At 38.7% G+C, this 18,284-nt stretch carries 18 protein-coding genes; 9 read left to right on the top strand and 9 right to left on the bottom strand.

All coding sequences use genetic code 11. The features are described from left to right. The first annotated feature begins 175 nt into the window (after positions 1–175). Complete coding sequence (locus I6F48_RS04440; protein WP_197118897.1) at positions 176–709, top strand: GNAT family N-acetyltransferase; 534 nt, start codon at positions 176–178, stop codon at positions 707–709. A 512-nt stretch (positions 710–1,221) separates the two neighbouring features. Here I6F48_RS04440 and bcp read toward each other — a convergent pair. Beyond that, on the bottom strand, positions 1,222–1,701 hold the full coding sequence (gene bcp / locus I6F48_RS04435; protein ID WP_002963124.1) for a thioredoxin-dependent thiol peroxidase: 480 nt from the start codon (positions 1,699–1,701) through the stop codon (positions 1,222–1,224). Between the two features lie 11 nt (positions 1,702–1,712). Then, the gene (locus I6F48_RS04430) at positions 1,713–2,246 is read right to left on the bottom strand and encodes a glycine cleavage system protein R (RefSeq protein WP_007583906.1); all 534 of its coding nucleotides are present in this window, start codon (positions 2,244–2,246) and stop codon (positions 1,713–1,715) included. Between the two features lie 359 nt (positions 2,247–2,605). Here I6F48_RS04430 and bamC point away from each other — a divergent pair, with 359 nt between their 5' ends. Next, positions 2,606–3,667 carry an outer membrane protein assembly factor BamC gene (bamC, locus tag I6F48_RS04425; RefSeq protein WP_007583910.1) on the top strand — a complete coding sequence of 354 codons (1,062 nt, stop codon included), beginning with the start codon at positions 2,606–2,608 and terminating at the stop codon, positions 3,665–3,667. 66 nt (positions 3,668–3,733) lie between these two features. Beyond that, entirely contained in the window at positions 3,734–5,104 is a 1,371-nt protein-coding gene (locus I6F48_RS04420) for a YjiH family protein (RefSeq protein ID WP_007583911.1), read from the top strand. Between the two features lie 53 nt (positions 5,105–5,157). Here I6F48_RS04420 and I6F48_RS04415 read toward each other — a convergent pair whose 3' ends face one another. Both I6F48_RS04415 and I6F48_RS04410 read right to left on the bottom strand, forming a co-directional pair. After that, the gene (locus tag I6F48_RS04415; RefSeq protein WP_007583912.1) at positions 5,158–5,304 is read right to left on the bottom strand and encodes a DUF2897 family protein; all 147 of its coding nucleotides are present in this window, start codon (positions 5,302–5,304) and stop codon (positions 5,158–5,160) included. Positions 5,305–5,411: 107 nt separating this feature from the next. Then, a complete protein-coding gene (locus I6F48_RS04410) occupies positions 5,412–5,948 on the bottom strand; it encodes an acyloxyacyl hydrolase (protein ID WP_101163303.1) in 537 nt (178 codons plus the stop codon). Positions 5,949–6,192: 244 nt separating this feature from the next. Between I6F48_RS04410 and I6F48_RS04405 the strand changes: the two genes are divergently transcribed. Together I6F48_RS04405 and I6F48_RS04400 are read left to right on the top strand one after the other, a co-directional pair. After that, positions 6,193–6,786, top strand: a complete 594-nt coding sequence (locus tag I6F48_RS04405) for an MlaC/ttg2D family ABC transporter substrate-binding protein (RefSeq protein WP_182194277.1) — start codon at positions 6,193–6,195, stop codon at positions 6,784–6,786. A 230-nt stretch (positions 6,787–7,016) separates the two neighbouring features. Next, positions 7,017–8,354 carry an ankyrin repeat domain-containing protein gene (locus tag I6F48_RS04400; RefSeq protein WP_197118896.1) on the top strand — a complete coding sequence of 446 codons (1,338 nt, stop codon included), beginning with the start codon at positions 7,017–7,019 and terminating at the stop codon, positions 8,352–8,354. A gap of 98 nt (positions 8,355–8,452) precedes the next feature. Here the strand turns inward: I6F48_RS04400 and I6F48_RS04395 are convergent, their stop codons facing one another. Genes I6F48_RS04395 through I6F48_RS04375 form a run of 5 tightly spaced genes read right to left on the bottom strand, consistent with a single transcriptional unit; the run spans position 8,453 to position 11,972 of the window. Next, positions 8,453–8,896 (bottom strand): DUF2069 domain-containing protein, encoded by a 444-nt coding sequence (locus I6F48_RS04395; RefSeq protein WP_024608624.1) that lies wholly within the window; start codon positions 8,894–8,896, stop codon positions 8,453–8,455. Further along, on the bottom strand, positions 8,893–9,447 hold the full coding sequence (gene wrbA / locus I6F48_RS04390) for an NAD(P)H:quinone oxidoreductase (RefSeq protein ID WP_165728198.1): 555 nt from the start codon (positions 9,445–9,447) through the stop codon (positions 8,893–8,895). Before wrbA ends, I6F48_RS04395 begins: the two co-directional genes overlap by 4 nt. Then, entirely contained in the window at positions 9,447–9,794 is a 348-nt protein-coding gene (arsC, locus tag I6F48_RS04385) for an arsenate reductase (glutaredoxin) (RefSeq protein ID WP_165728199.1), read from the bottom strand. The genes wrbA and arsC overlap by 1 nt, the downstream gene beginning before the upstream one ends. A gap of 53 nt (positions 9,795–9,847) precedes the next feature. Then, positions 9,848–11,305, bottom strand: a complete 1,458-nt coding sequence (locus tag I6F48_RS04380; protein ID WP_197118895.1) for a M48 family metalloprotease — start codon at positions 11,303–11,305, stop codon at positions 9,848–9,850. 1 nt (position 11,306) lies between these two features. Continuing rightward, positions 11,307–11,972, bottom strand: a complete 666-nt coding sequence (locus I6F48_RS04375) for a hypothetical protein (protein WP_165728201.1) — start codon at positions 11,970–11,972, stop codon at positions 11,307–11,309. Between the two features lie 145 nt (positions 11,973–12,117). On the opposite strand from I6F48_RS04375, the gene I6F48_RS04370 reads away from it, so the two are divergent. The 4 genes from I6F48_RS04370 to pgi all read left to right on the top strand — a co-directional run bounded on the left by I6F48_RS04370 (position 12,118) and on the right by pgi (position 18,111). Continuing rightward, a complete protein-coding gene (locus I6F48_RS04370) occupies positions 12,118–12,336 on the top strand; it encodes a sulfurtransferase TusA family protein (RefSeq protein WP_002961455.1) in 219 nt (72 codons plus the stop codon). Continuing rightward, positions 12,329–13,405, top strand: coding sequence for an AI-2E family transporter (locus I6F48_RS04365; protein ID WP_165728202.1), 1,077 nt, complete (start codon positions 12,329–12,331; stop codon positions 13,403–13,405). The genes I6F48_RS04370 and I6F48_RS04365 overlap by 8 nt, the downstream gene beginning before the upstream one ends. A gap of 135 nt (positions 13,406–13,540) precedes the next feature. Further along, positions 13,541–15,796 (top strand): aminotransferase class V-fold PLP-dependent enzyme, encoded by a 2,256-nt coding sequence (locus I6F48_RS04360; protein ID WP_197118894.1) that lies wholly within the window; start codon positions 13,541–13,543, stop codon positions 15,794–15,796. A gap of 668 nt (positions 15,797–16,464) precedes the next feature. Next, positions 16,465–18,111, top strand: a complete 1,647-nt coding sequence (pgi, locus tag I6F48_RS04355) for a glucose-6-phosphate isomerase (RefSeq protein WP_165741604.1) — start codon at positions 16,465–16,467, stop codon at positions 18,109–18,111. Positions 18,112–18,284 lie beyond the last annotated feature (173 nt).

The raw sequence follows: 18,284 nt of genomic DNA, 5'->3' as shown, positions 1-18,284 counted from the left end.
AATTTTATTGCTGCAGAATACGTTGCGCGTTTTAATTTCGTCATTTTTTCACCCAAATTTGTATGCTTATTAGCATAACATTTCTTTCTTAATGGGTGGCCAAAATCACTGTACCACTACATCTTTAGTTTTAAACTTACAACTATAAACATTAAATACTCACAAGGAAGAGCACTTGCATATCCAAATTGCAGAACACATTAAACTAGCTCCTTTAGTGGAAAGCGATGCTGCGGACATTTTAAAGACTGTTAATTTAAGTCGGGCAGGTTTAGGTAAGTTTTTGCCTTGGGTAGAAGGGGTAAACAATATTGAATCAGCTAAAAAGTACATACTCGACAGAGTAAACAGCGGGCTTAATGGTTCGCGGTGGTTTAAAATTTATTATAAAGACTTGAATCTGCCAGATAATTTCAGTGGCATTTTTGCAGTTAAGTCCATCTGTCCTGAGTTGAATGTAGCGGAGCTTGGTTACTGGTTAAGTAGTGATGCACAAGGAAATGGTATTATCAGTCAAGTAATTACGAGAGTGCCAATCATACTCAAAAATACAAGCGCTAAAGTAATTGAGTTTAGATGCTTAGCACAAAATGCAGCTAGCATTAAAATTGCTTTAAAATCAGGTGCAAGTTTAGTTGGTACTATTCCAAACTTTGTATCGATTGGTAATACACGACAACAACTTAATATATATCAAGTGGCTTTATGAATAACCTTGAATACCAGACTCTCCAGTAATAACCCTGTCTATTTAATGACTTTTCTCATCAATCTCTTTCCCGCAATTATAACAGTTGTTAGTTGGGAGCTTATAACTAGAAATAGAGCGCATTACTTGGTTTTTCTTACAGGCAGGGCAGGCGTAATTAATTACAGAGATTATAAGCGCAATGGCAAAAACGAAACTACCGATATAAAACGGGTTTGAGTAAAATTGCATACTTGGCTCTGAAAAGTTAAAACCGATAATACAGATGATTAAGGCAGTTAAATAAAGTTTAAATTTTAGGCTTTTATTCAAGGTTTAAATATCCAATTGGCAAGGTGCTAATAATAAGTGCTTTGGCAGTTTTAACAAATTATTTACTCAATTATTATTTAAGTTTTTATATAGGCAAATGTATAGACATAAAAAAGCGTTGCCCTTGAGCAACGCTTTTCTGTATTTGTCTAATAGCTGGTAGCTAACTTACTTAGCCGCTAGCTTATTCTGCCACAAACTTATTCTGCAGCTAAATAATCCAACACTACTTGATGGTGATCTTTAGTTTTAAACTTATCAAATAAGTGTTTAATTTTACCGTCTTGGCCTACTAAAAATGTCAGGCGATGAATACCATCGTACTCTTTACCCATAAATTTTTTGTAGCCCCATACACCAAATGCTTCAGCAATAGCGTGGTCTTCATCGGCTAATAGGTCAAAATTAAGCTCTTTTTTAGTTTCAAAGTTTTTAAGGCGCTTAATTGGATCTGGGCTAATACCTACAACGCGGGTGTTAAATTTAGCAAGCTGTGCTTGCTCATCGCGTAGGTTTTCGGCTTGTACAGTACAGCCCGGCGTTGACGCTTTAGGGTAAAAGTACACAAGCACTTGTTGCTCTTTTAACAGCTCGCTTAATGTTACTGTTTCGTCGTTTTGGTTTTGTAGGCTAAAAGCGGGTGCAGTATCGCCAGCTTGTAATGGACTAATTGTGTTCATGTTTAGCATCCTTAACGAATTCGTTTAAAAATATAATCTACGTTTAGTGTGTGAGAAAGGCTCTCAAAACTAATTTTAAATTGATCTATATCTACATCAACAGGTATGTTGAATTCAAGTTCACAACGCATTTTAATGTTGTCTTCTTGAGAATAAGTGTCTGACTTAAGTGAGCAAATACTAATATTATTGTCGGCAAAAAAGCGCGTTACTTTGCTCAATGTGCCAGGGGTGTCTATGCCTGTGTATTCTAGGGTGTAACCTGCACAAAATTCGCTAGGAGTATGACTCGCTGTGCGCTTCATCATGGTTAGCAGGCCAAGTTCCATGGCTTTAGTTGGCAGTACGTGCTCTATGCGGCTTATTGCCGACATGTCGCCGCTTAGTAGCATTATGAAGGTAAATTCGCAGCCTAAAATAGCAATACGGCTGTCAATAATGTTGCAGTGACAATCGCTAACCAGTTGGGTTAGTTCACTTACAATACCGGGTCTGTCTTCGCCAATCGCTGTTAAAACAATTTGATGATTTGAAAATGCAGTCATGAGTTCAAATACCTTGTTACTTGGATTATATCAACCGAGTTGGCAACACCAAAAATACACACGAGAAGTTGCACGGCGGCGAAGTTTAACACAAAAAGGGCTCTAAACTACAGCACACGCTAATTAAGCGCTTTTAAAGTGCGGTGTTTCTTGTTTTTACTGGCACGGGAAAGTACCATAGCTAAAATTTGCTTATTTGCGCTTAGTTTTATTGCTAAGTTGAAGTGCTGAACTTTATTGCATTTAGGCAGCCAAATAATAAATGTAAAGTTAATATTGATTTTACACTGAACCAAATCGGCATTACCCACTCATATATTTGTTAAAACAATTAAAGGGTATGCTAAGGAGAAATATCTGTGCAGTATTGGATCCCAAAAGCACTTGCAGTAAGTGTATTGGTAAGTTTATCAGGGTGTAGTGTATTTATTAATAAGGCACATGACGAACGTAACTATCGTACGCATGAGCCTGTAAAAGCACCAACGTCGTTATCTCAACCAGCTCAAGACCCAGTTTATAAAATGGATGTAGGTCAATACGACAACAATCCTGAAGCTACAAATTACCGCCCACCGGCACAAGTATTAACAATTGCTAAAGGCAGTTGGGTAGAAGAGACAGATAAACAAGCGCGTATTTATTTTGATAAAAACGATGGCATTGCTGATTTAGATGAATTTCTTTGGGACACGATTCAATCAGTCCTCGCTGATAACAATGCAGCAACCACTAAAGAAGACAAGCTACTAGGTACTATTGAAACTGATTGGTACTCAATTATTAAAACCGAAGAAGGTTTTTGGTGGTGGGGCGATGAAGTTAACGATGACTTAGAAAAATTTAGATTCACTATTGAAGAAAAGTCACATCAGCGTACTGCGTCTTTACGTGTAGAGCTGATTGATTTTAAAGGCGACCATACGCTAACTGATTTGTTAAAGCAGCAGTTAGAAGTGCGTGCGCTTAACCAAGTAGTGAGCGAGTTTGATTACCGTTACCGTCAACTTGAAGTTGATATGCGTAAACGCCAAGGTATTATTTCTCTTGAAATGGGCTTTGATAACAAAGGTAATGCAGCACTTGTAACTGAGCAATCTTACGAAGCTGTGTTTGACCGTTTCTCTGGATTTTTAGAGCGCTTGTCGTTCACTATTGTTGAAATTAACCCAGATACGGGCTTAATTACTGCTGATTACACTAAACCAGAAACAAGTGTTTGGGATTCAATTTGGGGTGATGACGTAGCTCAACTACCTATTGATGAAGGCCAATACCAAATTTTAGTAAGTAAAACTAAAGAAGGCGGTACTAGCTTAACGTGGATGGATGATAAAGGCGAAACGCTTGAGCCAGGTACTATGAATGGTTTACAACAAGCATTAGAAGCAGCACTCATTCAGCGCGGCATTAAAATTTAAATAATAATAAGTTTTACCACAAAAAGAGCGCTATGCTCTTTTTGTGGTTTTTATAGGTTAATAAATATGTCTCAGCTACCTCATCGTTCACACTACACGTGGCGCACTTGGTTTACTTTTTTGGTTCCTTCGTTAATTGGTGTGTTTTTATTTATGACACCCATTAGTACCTCGCAAGGGATGACCATTCCTATTGCCGTTATGGCAAAAGCGGTTCAAGCAATGATGCTTGGTTCTGCTCAAGCAATTATTACTCTCATTATTTGTATTACAGGGGTTATTTCTGTAATTACTAAAGTGTTTAAACCCGCCGCTATATGTAACTCACCTTTGTTAAAGCATTTATTTGACGTGAGCTGGACATGGCTGGTGGTGCGCTTATTTGGTATGGCGTTTGGTTTAATGACGTACTTAAGCCTAGGCAGCGAGATGATTACCTCGGCCAATACTGGCGCGCTGGTATTAAATGACTTATTGCCGGTGTTGTTTTCGGTATTTATTTTAGCGGGCTTATTACTGCCGCTATTAATTAACTTTGGTCTATTAGAGCTTGCTGGTACGTTAATGACCAAAGTAATGCGCCCTGTATTTGGTGTACCAGGTAGAAGCGCGGTTGACTGTACTGCATCGTGGTTAGGTGATGGTAGTGTGGGTATTTTGATGACTGCAAGGCAGTACGATCAAAAGCATTATACACAACGCGAAGCGGCTATTATTGGTACTACGTTTTCAGCGGTTTCAATTACGTTTAGTTTAGTGGTGCTTGGGCAAGTTAAACTTGAATACCTATTTGCACCGTTTTACGCAACGGTATGTTTAGCCGGTATTGTTGCCGCTATTATTGTGCCGCGATTACCACCACTGCGCTTTAAAAAAGACTTACTGATTGATGGCACCGAGCCAGATAGAGACGCAGAAACAATTCCGGGTCATAAAACCTTATTTGGTCATTCGTTAGATGTTGCGTTAGCTAAAGCAGATAACTCAACGGGTGTTAAAGGTACTATAAAAGAGGGCTTACATAACGCGCTTGATATGGTGTTTGGTGTATTGCCTGTGGTTATGGCAGTAGGTACATTTGCACTGATTATTGCTGAGCATACGCCTATATTTCAGTATTTAGGTATGCCGTTTGTGCCATTTTTAGAGTTATTACAAGTACCCGAAGCGGCAGCAGCGTCGCAAACTATTATGGTTGGTTTTGCTGATATGTTTATTCCGTCAATATTAGCAGCAGGTACAATTGAAAGTGATGTAACGCGCTTTATTATTGCCGCAATGAGTGTAACTCAGCTTATTTATATGTCTGAGGTGGGCGCACTTTTACTTGGCAGTAAAATACCGGTAAATATTTTAGAGTTGTTTATTATATTTATTTTGCGAACGCTAATTACTTTACCTGTTATTGCGCTAATGGCGCATTGGTTAGTAGGCTAAATTAACGAAAATATAATTAAGCGAATTGGTATTATTAAAAAAGCCCTGATTAATCAGGGCTTTTTTGTGTCTGTTGTATTTTTAATATTGGCGTTGGGCTTTTTAAACTCCGTTTTTGCAGAGAGTCTAATCAGCGCAATATTACCAATGACAATAGCAAAAACAACAGCGACAATAATTACAATATGCCAAGTTTGCATCGCAGTATCGCTTAATATTTAGTACGTTTAAGTGTGAACGTTTTACGCTATAACAGCAATTAAATTACTCAAAACATAATCAATAACTTTAAACACAATCAATAACCTTAAAAACGTCTAGCTACCGAAAGCGTTAAAAAGTTAAGCCCTGGGTTTGGCTCTTTAAAGCCTGCGTTTGAATAGTGAATAACTCTAAGGGCAACGTTAGTATGACCAAAGTCGGCAACAAGGCCTATGCGGTCTTCAAACTGGTAGTGAGTACTTATGTTTTTACCGGCAAACTGCGTTTCATCAATCAGTGATACACCAATCCCTGCTTCTACATAAAATGGGGTGTTGTTAAAACTAAAGGCAGGAAATTGCAGCACAGGTGACATAGCAAGTACTAGGTTTGATTGTGTTTCATCGCCGTGGCGGTATTCCCACATATTTACGCTGGTTTCAAAGTAAAAGCGTGCATCACCAATTATATTTTGCATGCTAGGTGCATGATACTGATACGCAAGCTTAACGCCGTTTACGTTACCTTCGCCTTTGAGAAAATCAACGGCATAACCGTGGTTCGATTGAGCAAAAGCAAGTTTACCAAAAAGTGAAACTACTAATACAAAAGAGATAATAAGTGTTTTAAGTGACGTTTTCATAGGTGCCAAATGTTTGTTTGATTCAAGTGATAACTAAATGATAAGGGCGACCTATTAACAATTACAATGAGGACAAAATGCCGGTTGTATATGAGCTGTTAATGGAGGTTTCTAACTGCTTGAATTTATTTTAGTTATTTTATTGGTGCGATTTGGGCATTAATAAGTTGCTTATTTGTGCCTTTTTTATTGCGTATAGTTCGCGTAAATTACAGCCATCTTAATCACACAGACATATACAATTATGAAACTCTTTAAACTAATCGTTTTAGCCACTGCTTTTTTTAGTAGTTCGTTATTTGCACAAACTCAGCAATCGCCAGATCAGTTACTTGAATCAGTAGCCGATAAGCTATTTGCAGACATTGGCCAAGTAAATTCAAAAGGCACAGCAAGCAAAGAAGCGATGGCTGCCATTGTTGAAAAACGTTTAATGCCACATATTGATGTTAAGTTTGTATCGTTTAAATTATTAGGTAAACACATTAAAGGCATTGAGCGCGAACAGGCTGTTCAATTTATAGATGCAGTAGAGCATTACTTAACAGGTACATACGCTGGTGCACTAATGAAGTACACAGGTCAAAAAGTAGTATTTGAGCGTAATAACGCAAAAAGTGACTCTGAGTACGCAACAGTTAATACACAAATTATTGAGCCAAATGCGCCTACAATCGACTTAAGTTTTAAGCTTCGTTTAGGTAAAAATGATGAGTGGAAAGTATACGATATTGTTGCCGAAGGCATTTCACTATTAAGTGCTAAGCAAAAAGAGATTATTCAACGTATTTCTGAAGTGGGTTTAGATCAAGTTATTAGCGAGTTAAAAAGTAAATAGACTATTTGTCTGGCTCTGATTAAGCCCAACTCCAACCTCAAAAACGGCCAATTACTTATGTACTTGGCCGTTTTTATATTTGTAAGTAAAGGATTGTTGTTATTGCGTAATTTTGCGCTAGCAGCAAAACAAAGGTGTGCTAGAATATCGACACTTTGATTAAGCGTGGTGTCAGCTAAAAACTGATATAACTTACCACCCCCAAGCCACACTGGAGTTGTGTTGTTTTAATGGAAAATGTACTGATTTGGCCAAAGGAATACCCATTACTTATTAAAGGACTGGTAGAACAAAACGGTGCCTTTATTTTAGATGCTTTGGAAGCTTGGCCTGCTTGTCGTTCTACAAATGAAGACGATGGTGTATGCACCACCGTGTTACCGCCTATTTATTATTTGGCATGGCTAACCCCGCTAGAACCATTTGAAGAATGTTACTTTCAACATATCTCTGAATATGACGAAGACGCACAAGCGTATATTAGTGCGGTTAAAAGCCATTACTACGATAATGAATACACCCCTGAAAGCTTAGTGCTTATGCTATGCCAACGCCTTGAAAAATACGCAAGTGTGGCGGCACAAAATACCATAGATACGCCACTGTCTTTAGTTGATTTGTTTTTTAGTAAACGCTATTTCACGTTAATTGAGCATGCGTTAAATAATAAAAGTAAACTTTCGGCAAAAGATACATTAGCCCTTTGGAAAGAAGTTGATTTTAGAGAGCGCTTAAGTGCGTTTATTCCAGAGTCTATTGCTGATTTAGATACTCTTTCTGAACTTGCCAGCGAAAAAGTAGCAGCGGGTAAAGACTATTTTACGTTGCTTACACAGGTTTCTCCTGATGTTGACTCTGTTGTACTGCTAGAAAAAGCATTATTAACGCACCTACGTAAAAAAACAGCCAAGCAAACAATGGCAATGCGCTTTATTGAGCAAGGCGCTACAGGTGTTCTTGCTGATGAAAACAATAAAACAGCCTTTATGTGGGCCGCCGAAAAAGGCTTTGTAAATGTGGTTGAAACGCTACTTGCAAAGCAAGACAAAAAAGCGGTTGATAATTTAGGTAACACAGCACTTCATTACGCTGTATTTGCTAAAAATGAATCGTTAATGGTGCTGCTGATTAAAGCGGGCTATAACTTTAGAGCGCGCAATAAAGAAGGTTTAAGTTGTTACCGTTTGGCGGTTAGTATTAAAGCTAATAACTTAGTTAAATGTTTAGAGCGTGACTTTGGTATTAAAGAGCTTTCGCCGGAAGGGCAGTTCGATCGCATAAAAAAAGTACATGTGCTGCACGCTATTGTCACTATATTGCTGCCTTTACAGTTGTTCTTCTTTTTTGATGAAACACTCTCTATTAAAAGTGAGCTGACGCTGGGTTTAACTATGGCGGCGGTGATTTGTTTTTTCTTTGCAACCACTTTAAAACGTTGCGCGTTATATCCGCATATTAAACACCCTTGGGGTTTATTTGTGCTTAGGGGCTTTTCGTTTATTAGCTTAGTGGCTCAAATAGGGTTGGCGAGCATTGTGGTGCTAGCAGCTTTGAGTGATTTGGTTTAGTCACTTTTAAAAAGTTAATAAAAAACGCGCTTAAAGTAATTTAAGCGCGTTTTTTGTTTATATCGTTTATGGATAGCCTAATCGGTTTAGGTAAGAGGCTATTTACCGTGCTCATTTGCTGCTTTTTCTTCAGCAAGTTCTTCTTTAAGTTTACGGATTTTTAACCCCTGCTCTTGTCCGCGATGCCTTGCATAATACGTACAGCCAATAAACATTGAAGAGGCAAACACAAGCTCTAGCAATACCCAAATTAACTCATCTGGCGCTGCCCACAGCATGGTAAGCCCGTGAATAAAATACAGCATTACAACAAAGTTAGCCCACGCATAAGTGTATGTACTGTCTTTAATTATGCCTCTTAACGGCAGTAGTAACGGAATAATAGGCAAAAATAAAGACACTAAACTCGCATTACCATTTAGAGGTGGCACAAAATACATCCACAGTGGAATAAGAACAAGTAAACCTACATAGCCAAATAGTGCGGCACGCTGAAACTTTACTGTAATCGGCTTTTTAGCTGGGTTGTCAGCGGTATTCATTTAAGTTTTCTCGCAATGTGAGTAAGGCGTTTACCAACGCTTTGGCATATTTTAATTTCGTCTTTGCTTAGCTGTGCACTATTAGCGCTGCCAGCAACGTGTGTTGCACCGTATGGTGTTCCACCTGTTTGTGTTGCAAGTAGTTCGGGTACATCGTACGGCACGCCCAGTAGCATCATACCGTGGTGTAATAGTGGCAGAGATAAGTTAAGTAAGGTTGCTTCATTACCACCATGCATACTGCTTGATGACGAAAACACACACGCTGGCTTATCTATTAGCTGACCTTTTAACCATAAGTCGCTGGTAGTTTCCCAAAAGCTTTTAGCTTGAGAGGCCATCATGCCAAATCGCGTTGGCGTACCAAATGCTAAACCATCACAATTTATTAAATCATCTTTGGTTATTACAATGTCGTGCGGATTTTTAGCTACAAAAGTACGCAGCAGGGCAGTTGCGCCTTGTTGCTCAATTGATTCTGCTATTTCGTGAGCCATTGCTTCAACTGAGCCATGGCTTGAGTGGTAAAGTACCACAATGGTTTCGCTCATTATAAAACGCTTAGTACGTTTTCAGGCGGACGACCAATAGCTGCTTTATTGTTATTAACAACAATAGGGCGTTCAATTAGCTTTGGATTTTGTACCATGGCGTCTATTAATGCTGACTCACTGCTTTCATCTTTCAAATTAAGTTCTTTGTAAGCATCTTCTTTAGTGCGCATTAGTTCGCGTACTGATGAAAAACCAAGCTGACTTACAAGCATTGAAATTTGCTCGTGAGTAAGAGGCGTTTTTAAATACTCTACAATATTTGGCTCTACCGCTTTACTTTGCAGTAGCGCTAGCGTTTCGCGCGATTTAGAGCAGCGAGGGTTGTGGTAAATAGTAACAGACATAAAATGATTCCAAAGTGTGAATTGCGTCTATTTTAGGGTAAGCGCTTGCAGACTTAAAGCCTCGCTAGCTCTTTTTGTAAAAGTCGATACTGAGTAAGCAGTGCTTTTAAACGCTGTTGTTTTACAAGTTCTGTTGATTCTACGAAATTAAGCGCTTTTTGGATTTCATCAGCGGCTTTTAAGTAAGCACCATATTGCGCTAATACATCAGCGTTAGCTTCGTGGTAAGAGGCTAATTTATCTTGTTTTTTATACGCGTCAGCAAGGAGTTGTTTACCTAAGTTGTGATCTGGCTTTTCAAGCAAAAAACTCTTTAAAATGTTTTCGGCAAGTTCGTACTGCTCAGCTTCAAGTGCAGCGTTGGCGTAGTTAAGTGTAATCACCTGATTATTAGGACGATACTGATTTAAATCCGCTAAAAATTTAACGGCTTCATCTGCCTTTTTTTGTGCGATGAGTAAATCGGTATGAGTGTCTATATAGAATAGGTTTTTAGGATCGTTTTTTAAAAGCTCATCTAACATTGGCGCTGCTTCATCAAGCTTTTTTTGATCAAGCAAACTAATAGCTAAACCGTATTTTAATGCTGTATTGTTGTAGGTGTTTTCGCGAAGGAGCTTTCTAAATAGGTCTTCCGCTTTTTCTGGTTTGTTGTAATAACGTGCCAGTACGCGACTTTTTGCTAAACTAAACTCAAGGCTCGCGTTTATATGGCGTTGAGGATACTGCTCTGCCCGCAAGCGTACGTCTGATACGCGGCTCTCTGGTAATGGGTGAGTAAGCAAAAACGCAGGTGGCTTGTATTTATAGCGAATTTGCGCTGCAAGTTTAGTTAAAAATTCGCTCGATGCACGTGCATCAAAACCCGCATTATTAAGAGTTTGCATACCTATACGGTCGGCTTCTTGCTCGGCTGAGCGGCTATGCGTTAACTGACTAAAAGCAGACTGCGTTTGGCTCGCTGATATAATGGCAATGCCGGCGTCGGGTGCAACAACTGTTGCCAGTATACCGGCAATCATACCGGCAATGGTCAGCGCGCTGTTATCCTGTTGTTGCTGTATTCTACGTGCTAAGTGGCGCTGTGTTACGTGAGCAATTTCGTGGCCAAGTACAGAGGCAAACTGGCTCTCGTTATCGGCTTGTGCTATTAACCCTGTGTGCACACCTACATGCCCGCCGTAAAAGGCGAAGGCGTTTATTTCTGAGTTGTTTATCCAAAAAAACGAAAACGGAAAGCGCACATCGTTAGCATTAGCCACCAATTTACGGCCAATAGTGGTCAGGTATTCATCCAATACAGGGTCGTTTATAACGGGCGATGAACCGCGTATTTGCATCATCATTACTTCGCCAATAGCTTTTTCTTTTTCAAGTGGCAGCGCTTGTAATGCAGATGTTCCTAAATCAGGAAGAGTAAAGTTAGTTTGCGCTTTTAAAGGTTCGCTTACTAATAAGCTGAACGTAAGCGCGGCACTGCATAAAGTGATAAATGCTGATTTTAGCTGCATTTTATTCCTTGTTAATTGGTTCGCCAATTGCAATTTTGGCTATGTCTATTTCGTCACTGCTTGCACGGCTGTCTTTTTCGCACAATTGGTATAGTTCTTTTATTGTGACTCCATCAAGCTTTACAACGTTCAATTCTCGCTGCAAAAAAGTAATAATTTTATGTACTACTTTATGTGCATGTAAAATAATGGCTTTATCTGCTTTGTCGCCTCGTTCAAAATAAAAGCCAATAAACTTATGTAATTGATTTATTCTGATTAGATTTTTCATTGAATGCGGATCCCACACTCTAAATTCCATAAAGCGATTATCTTTTACGTATTGGTCAACAATAACATCTTTAGCATAAGGCTGTGCCCATAACTCAAAGCCTCTGTCGGTAAATACTTGGTGCAGCGCTATACGTGGCTTATGTTTAGTATGTATTACACCAAAGCTGTCTTCATGGCCTTCTAATAAATCTAAGTTCCAATTGCGTTTATCTATAAGTTGTTTAACTGCATTATCGAATCCATGATCTAAAATCCCTTCAGATTCGCTTATTGATGAGGCAACAAGGTGATAAAAAGGAGGTAGTTCGCCCCAATTAATTTGCTTTTTAAACCAATTAATCTCTTTGAGTGTTGGATTACTGGGTAGTTGCGCTTTATTATGCGTGCCAGGCATTAACTTATCCTTACTGCTAGTTATGTTATAAGGATAAACTATTGCAGGTATTGTTTTAACAAAAAGTTACAACGGTTTGGGTATATAAGTATATTGACCGACAATATGCGACTTATTATTCATTTACTATACGGATAAAGTAGTTATGGTAGAGCGCGATTTAAAAGAGTTTAAATGCCCTCAGCAATTTGTGCAGTTTAAACTTGCGCTACGAAGTGCGCAATCTTCAAAACAACGTATCACTTTTAGTCTTAATAAAGGTGAAAGTGCGAACGATATTGAACGTTTTTTGCAAAAAAATGCTTATAGTTACAATTTTGATAAACAACGTGGGTTGTTATTAGTGGAGCCATTACATGTTTGAATACGTAAAAACATGGTACGAAAGGAAGTTCTCGGATCCTCATTCGTCTACCTTATTATTTTTATTATTAGCCTCAGTGGCCTTACTTTACTTTTTTGGCTCGTTAATTGTTCCTGTGCTTGTAGCATTGGTTATTGCTTATTTACTTGATTGGCCGGTTATTCATTTAGAGCGCGTTGGCTTAAAACGTTTTACTGCAACGATTATTGTAATGTTGATATTTATTAGCATTATGCTCACCCTTATTTTGGTTATTGGCCCAGTGCTTTGGAAGCAAACCAGTAACTTAGTGCAAGAAACCCCGCATATGTTAGAGCAAGGGAAGTCTTATTTAATGGCTTTACCTGAACAATACCCAAGTTTAATTAACATAGATCAAGTACAAGCTATTGTTGCAACGGTAGAAGCTAAAATCATTGAGTTTGGTCAAACTGTATTGTCGTTTTCACTTACGTCATTAAAAGATGTTGTTGCATGGCTTATATATTTAGTACTTGTGCCGTTACTGGTGTTTTTTATGCTTAAAGATAAGCTGGAGCTAACGGGGAGTATTGCTAAACTGATCCCGCAGCAACGACGCTTAATTTTGCAAGTGTGGCACGAAATGAATCAACAAATTATGAATTACATTCGCGGTAAAGTGTTTGAAATTTTAATTGTTGGTGGTGTGTCTTTTATTGCATTTACTGTTTTAGATTTACGCTACGCCGCATTACTTGGTGTGCTTGTTGGCTTGTCGGTATTAATTCCATTTATTGGCGCGGCACTCGTCACTATTCCGGTAGCGGCAGTTGCGCTGTTTCAGTTTGGATTAGAAACACAGTTTTGGACCATTTTAATTATTTACGGAATTATTCAGGCGCTTGATGGCAACGTGCTTGTGCCACTGCTGTTTTCTGAGGCGGTTGATTTAAATCCGGTATTTATAATTGTCGCGGTATTATTTTTTGGTGGCTTGTGGGGATTTTGGGGCGTATTTTTTGCCATCCCGTTGGCTTCATTAGTAAAAGCGCTAATAACAGCTTGGTCGTCAACGCATGAAGAGATAAGTAAAGAGGCCAGTGAATAATTAAGTAAACAGACTTTTAGTCTAAAAAAGAATAGTAAACGCACCTCTAGTGCTAATTGATTATTACTCATTACCTGTAAATTTATGTACTATTGGTAATAAGATATATTTTTTAGTAATAAGGTGCGTTTTTTAATGTCTGAGTTTTTATTGCACGATGAGCCAGTAAAACAAGTTTACCTTGATGCAAACGCAACGACCCCTGTGTTGCCTTGTATTGCTGATGTTGTTTCTCATACCATGCAAATATGTTTTGGTAATCCTTCAAGTCCGCACATTACAGGTATACAAGCCAAGCATTTATTAGAACAAACACGTCAAAAAGCACACACGGTTATTGGCGCAAGTAATGGCGATATTTTATTTACCTCTGGCGCAACAGAAGGCATTCAAACTGCGGTGGTTTCTACGCTAATTGATGCTAAAAAACACCCGATTAAAAACCCTGTATTGTTATATGGTGCAACTGAGCATAAAGCGGTGCCAAATACACTTAAACACTGGAATAGCGTACTTGACGTTAATGCTGAGGTGCTTGCTATTCCGGTTGATAGTAACGGTATTTTAGATTTAGATTTTATAGCTAAACATATCGATAACGCTTTGATGATTTGCACCATGGCCGTTAATAACGAAACCGGTGTATATCAAGATTTACCCGCTATTGAGCAGGTAATTCGTAGCCGTAATAAAAATGTATCGTGGATGGTGGATTGCGTGCAGGCGCTCGGTAAACAAGCGCTCGCGCTGAGTGATACAACAATAGACTACGCACCTTTTTCGGGGCATAAGCTTTATGCACCTAAAGGTATTGGTTTTTTATATATTCGTAGTGGCAGTGCGTACACACCTTTTATAGCGGGTGGCGGTCAAGAAAGTGGAATGCGCTCAGGCACCGAAAATCTACCCGGTATTGCAGGGTTAAATAAGCTATTTAGTATGTTGCTTGATAAATCAGACGATACATTTAAACCAATTAGCATACTTAACTCTTATCGAAGCCAGTTACAAAGCGCGATAAAAGACACCTTTGGCGATATTACATTCAATCATGATTTTGCTTATAGCGTGCCTACCACACTTAACTTTGCTGTTAACGATTTAACGAGCAAAGAAGTGATTGATTTATTTGACGCTGCGGGCATTCGTGTAAGTGGAGGCTCGGCTTGTAGTACAGGCGCATCAACAAGTTTTGTTTTAGATGCAATGGGTGCAAGTAAGTGGCAAAGCGAAAACGCGATTAGGCTATCGTTTGGACCTGCTGCAACACAACACGATATTGATGATGCTTGTGTGCGTATTCGCGCTCTTAAAGCAATACTACAGGCAAACTGTTTAATCGTATCTGACAGCACCACACCACAACAAGAAGTATGCGCACTGGGCCTTACTCAATTTAGGCACCAAGGTGCATGTAGTTGGCTTTATGTGAGCGATGATAAACACGCTGTAATTATCGATCCTATTATTGAGCTTATTCCGCGCTTTGAAAAAATAGCTAATACACAAAACTTAACTATATCGGCGGTGCTTAATACTCATCTGCATCAAGAGCGAGAGTCAGCGACTAATTTACTAACCAGCGTTCTTGACTCAAGAGTTATAAAAGGTGAGGTTGATTCGCTAGGTTGGCCGCTAAATACAGCAAGTATTAACTTGGCAAACGACGTACTTGAAAAAGTAGTTACACCTGGGCACAGCAAAGACAGTGTAAGTTATTTATTAAAAAACAGTAATGGCGAAACGCGTTACTGTTTTTGTGGTGATTTAATACTGCCTGCAGGGCTTGGCAATACATCGCTTATAGGTGGGGATGCAAAAGCAATGGCACGCTCTATTTTAGCAATGAGCGAGCAACTTAATAGCACCAGCATTATTTGCTCAGGGCACGATTACCAACAATGTTTTGCCATGAACTGGGCTGTACAGCAAAACCAAACACCATTACTTGATGCGTTAGTGAGCGGCAGTATTTCAGTTGATGAATTTGCAATACAAAAACAGCAGTACGACGCTTCAAAACAAGTAGATAACACGCAATTGTGTGGTTATGTAAATGCGTTACCTGAGGTTGATACACAGCAATTAAATTTTGATGACGCTAAAGTAATGTTAAACACCAGCGATACATATTTAATAGATACTCGGGAGCCGTATGAGCATGGAGCAAATAATGTTGCTCAGTTATTTAATACGCTAGATGAAAAAACATTAAATATACCACTTAGCAGAATGGCAAATGCGGTATTTGAAGGGCAATTAAACAAAAATAACAAGTACATTTTATTATGCCGTAGTGGTAACCGCTCAAAAATTGCTGCAACTAATTTAATGCAACTAGGATACAAAACGGTTTATAACCTAAGTGGCGGGTTAGCGCTTAGTAATTAAACAAAGATTGTAATTTATACAAAATCGGCTTTAGGGCCGATTTTTTTTGTTTTTAAGGTTTATTTGCTCGCAAGGTAAACAAGCCCTAGGGCCTGTTGACCTTTCAGGATTAAAATTTGTTCAATCTAGGGGCTATTTAATCGCGGCGTGAGGTTTGTAACCTAGTGGGCTAAGTAAAAACCGAGTAACAAAGAGTAAATTGCCCCTAGGCAGAACCCTTCGGGCAGCGCATGTTTGGCATTTATTCCACGTTATCGCCTATTTATGGGGAATAACCACACTACATAGGCTCTGCCTTGCCTAAATGCCAAACACACTGCTGCAAATTTAACTTCGAAAGATAAACAGGCCCTAATAATTAGTGAATAACTATAAAAAGTAATTATTGTGCTGAGAAAAATTCATTAATATTTCATTTTGATTGATTAAGCTATCCCGTTGCCTTTAAAATTGCGGGTAAATTAATTTATAAAATTTTTATGATACCGGTGTCAAAAGCTAAAAATTGCGTTATCATCTGCATCTAAAATTATAAAAACAGCACTTTTTTTGCATTTTTAGTTATACTATCGGCGCTTAATTTTAGTGTAAATAAGCAGTGTTAAGAGTTCTGCTTTTATAAAAAACATTTTTAAATCAATTGATTGAAAAAACTAGAGGATATTTCCATGTCTAACCGAACGCAACTAGCAAGTTGGCAAGCACTAGAGCAAAGTGCAGCTAAGATGAAACAAACACATCTGAAAACGTTATTTGCACAAGATGACACGCGCTTTTCTCAGTTTTCGACTCAAGTACCTGGCGTATTATTCGACTATTCTAAGCAACTTATTGATAACGATGTTTTTGCAAACTTAATGTCGCTTGCTAAAGAATGCGATATTGCATCGTGGCGCGATAAAATGTTTAGCGGTGAAAAAATCAATATCACCGAGGATCGCTCAGTACTACATACGGCACTTCGTAATCGTGCTCACACTCCATTAATAGTAGATGGCGAAAACGTAACACAAGCCGTAGACAACGAATTAGCTAAAATTAAAGTGTTTGTAGAAAAAGTTCGTAGCGGTAAATGGTTAGGCTATACCGGTAAAGCGGTAAAAGATGTGGTAAGTATTGGCGTAGGTGGTTCTAACCTTGGCCCACAAATGGCAACAGAGGCATTAAAAGCACTTGCTGATGATACGTTAAATGTTCATTACGTATCTAATGCTGACGGTGTACAAATTTCGTCTATATTAAAAGCCATTGACCCTGAAACAACATTATTTGTTATTTCGTCAAAAACATTTACTACGTCAGAAACTATGACAAACGCTAAAACAGCGGTTGACTGGTTTTTACAAACAACAAAAGATGAAAGTACAATTGCAAAACACTTTGTTGCAGTAAGTACAAATTTAGAAAAAACGGCAGCTTTTGGTATCAGCGACGAAAACGTATTCACTATGTGGGATTGGGTTGGCGGTCGCTTTTCACTTTGGAGTGCGATAGGCTTACCAATTGCTTTATATTTAGGCTACGACGCCTTTGAAGCAATTTTAGAAGGCGCGTTTGAAATAGACGAGCACTTTAAATCTGCGCCGTTTGAGCAAAATATACCATTAATTATGGCATTGCTTAGTGTATGGAATACGAGCTTTTTAGGCTACACAGCGCAAGCTATATTACCGTACGACCAATCACTGCATATGTTGCCTGCTTATTTACAGCAAGGCGAAATGGAAAGTAACGGTAAACACGTTAACTTTGCAGGCGAAACGGTACCTTATACTACAGTTCCAATTATTTGGGGCATGACGGGTATTAATGGTCAGCACGCGTTTTATCAGTGTTTACACCAAGGTAATGTAATTGTACCTGCAGATTTTATTGCATCAGTTAAGCCACAAGTGAATGTTGATAAGCATCACGATATTTTATTATCAAACTTCTTTGCACAAACAGAAGCGATGATGAGTGGTGTAGATGCAACGCAAGTTACTGCTGATTTAACCGCTAAGGGTAAATCGCAAGCAGAGATTGATGAGTTATTAAATCATAAAATTCATCAAGGCAATCGTCCTACAACGTCTATGCTATTAGATACAGTAGATGCTAAAACAGTGGGCCGTTTAATTGCACTGTATGAGCATAAGATATTTTGCCAAGGCATTATTTTAGAAATATGTTCGTTTGACCAATGGGGTGTAGAACTGGGTAAAGGTTTAGCATCTAAAATTGAGAGTGAACTCACTGATGAAAGCGTTAAACATGCTCATGATAGTTCGACAAACGGCTTAATGGCGTACTACAAACAAAACCGTACGCAGTAAAAAATTCGCTTACGCAAGTAAGTAAACCGAGTACCTTTGAACGGGTAGCGCTGGAGTGCTTAGGGTCTGTATTTTTGTGAGAGGAGATACAGGGCCCCTAAGGCTCATTTAATAAGCGCAATGATAAAAATAATAATAAATCATCGATACAGAACAATTCAGCAGGCTTTTAT

Origin of the sequence: Pseudoalteromonas sp. SWYJ118 (assembly GCF_015864505.1) — a bacterium.
Lineage (GTDB): Bacteria > Pseudomonadota > Gammaproteobacteria > Enterobacterales > Alteromonadaceae > Pseudoalteromonas > Pseudoalteromonas arctica.
Note: the sequence above shows the minus strand (reverse complement) of the source record. Positions and strands in the feature narration are given on the sequence as shown.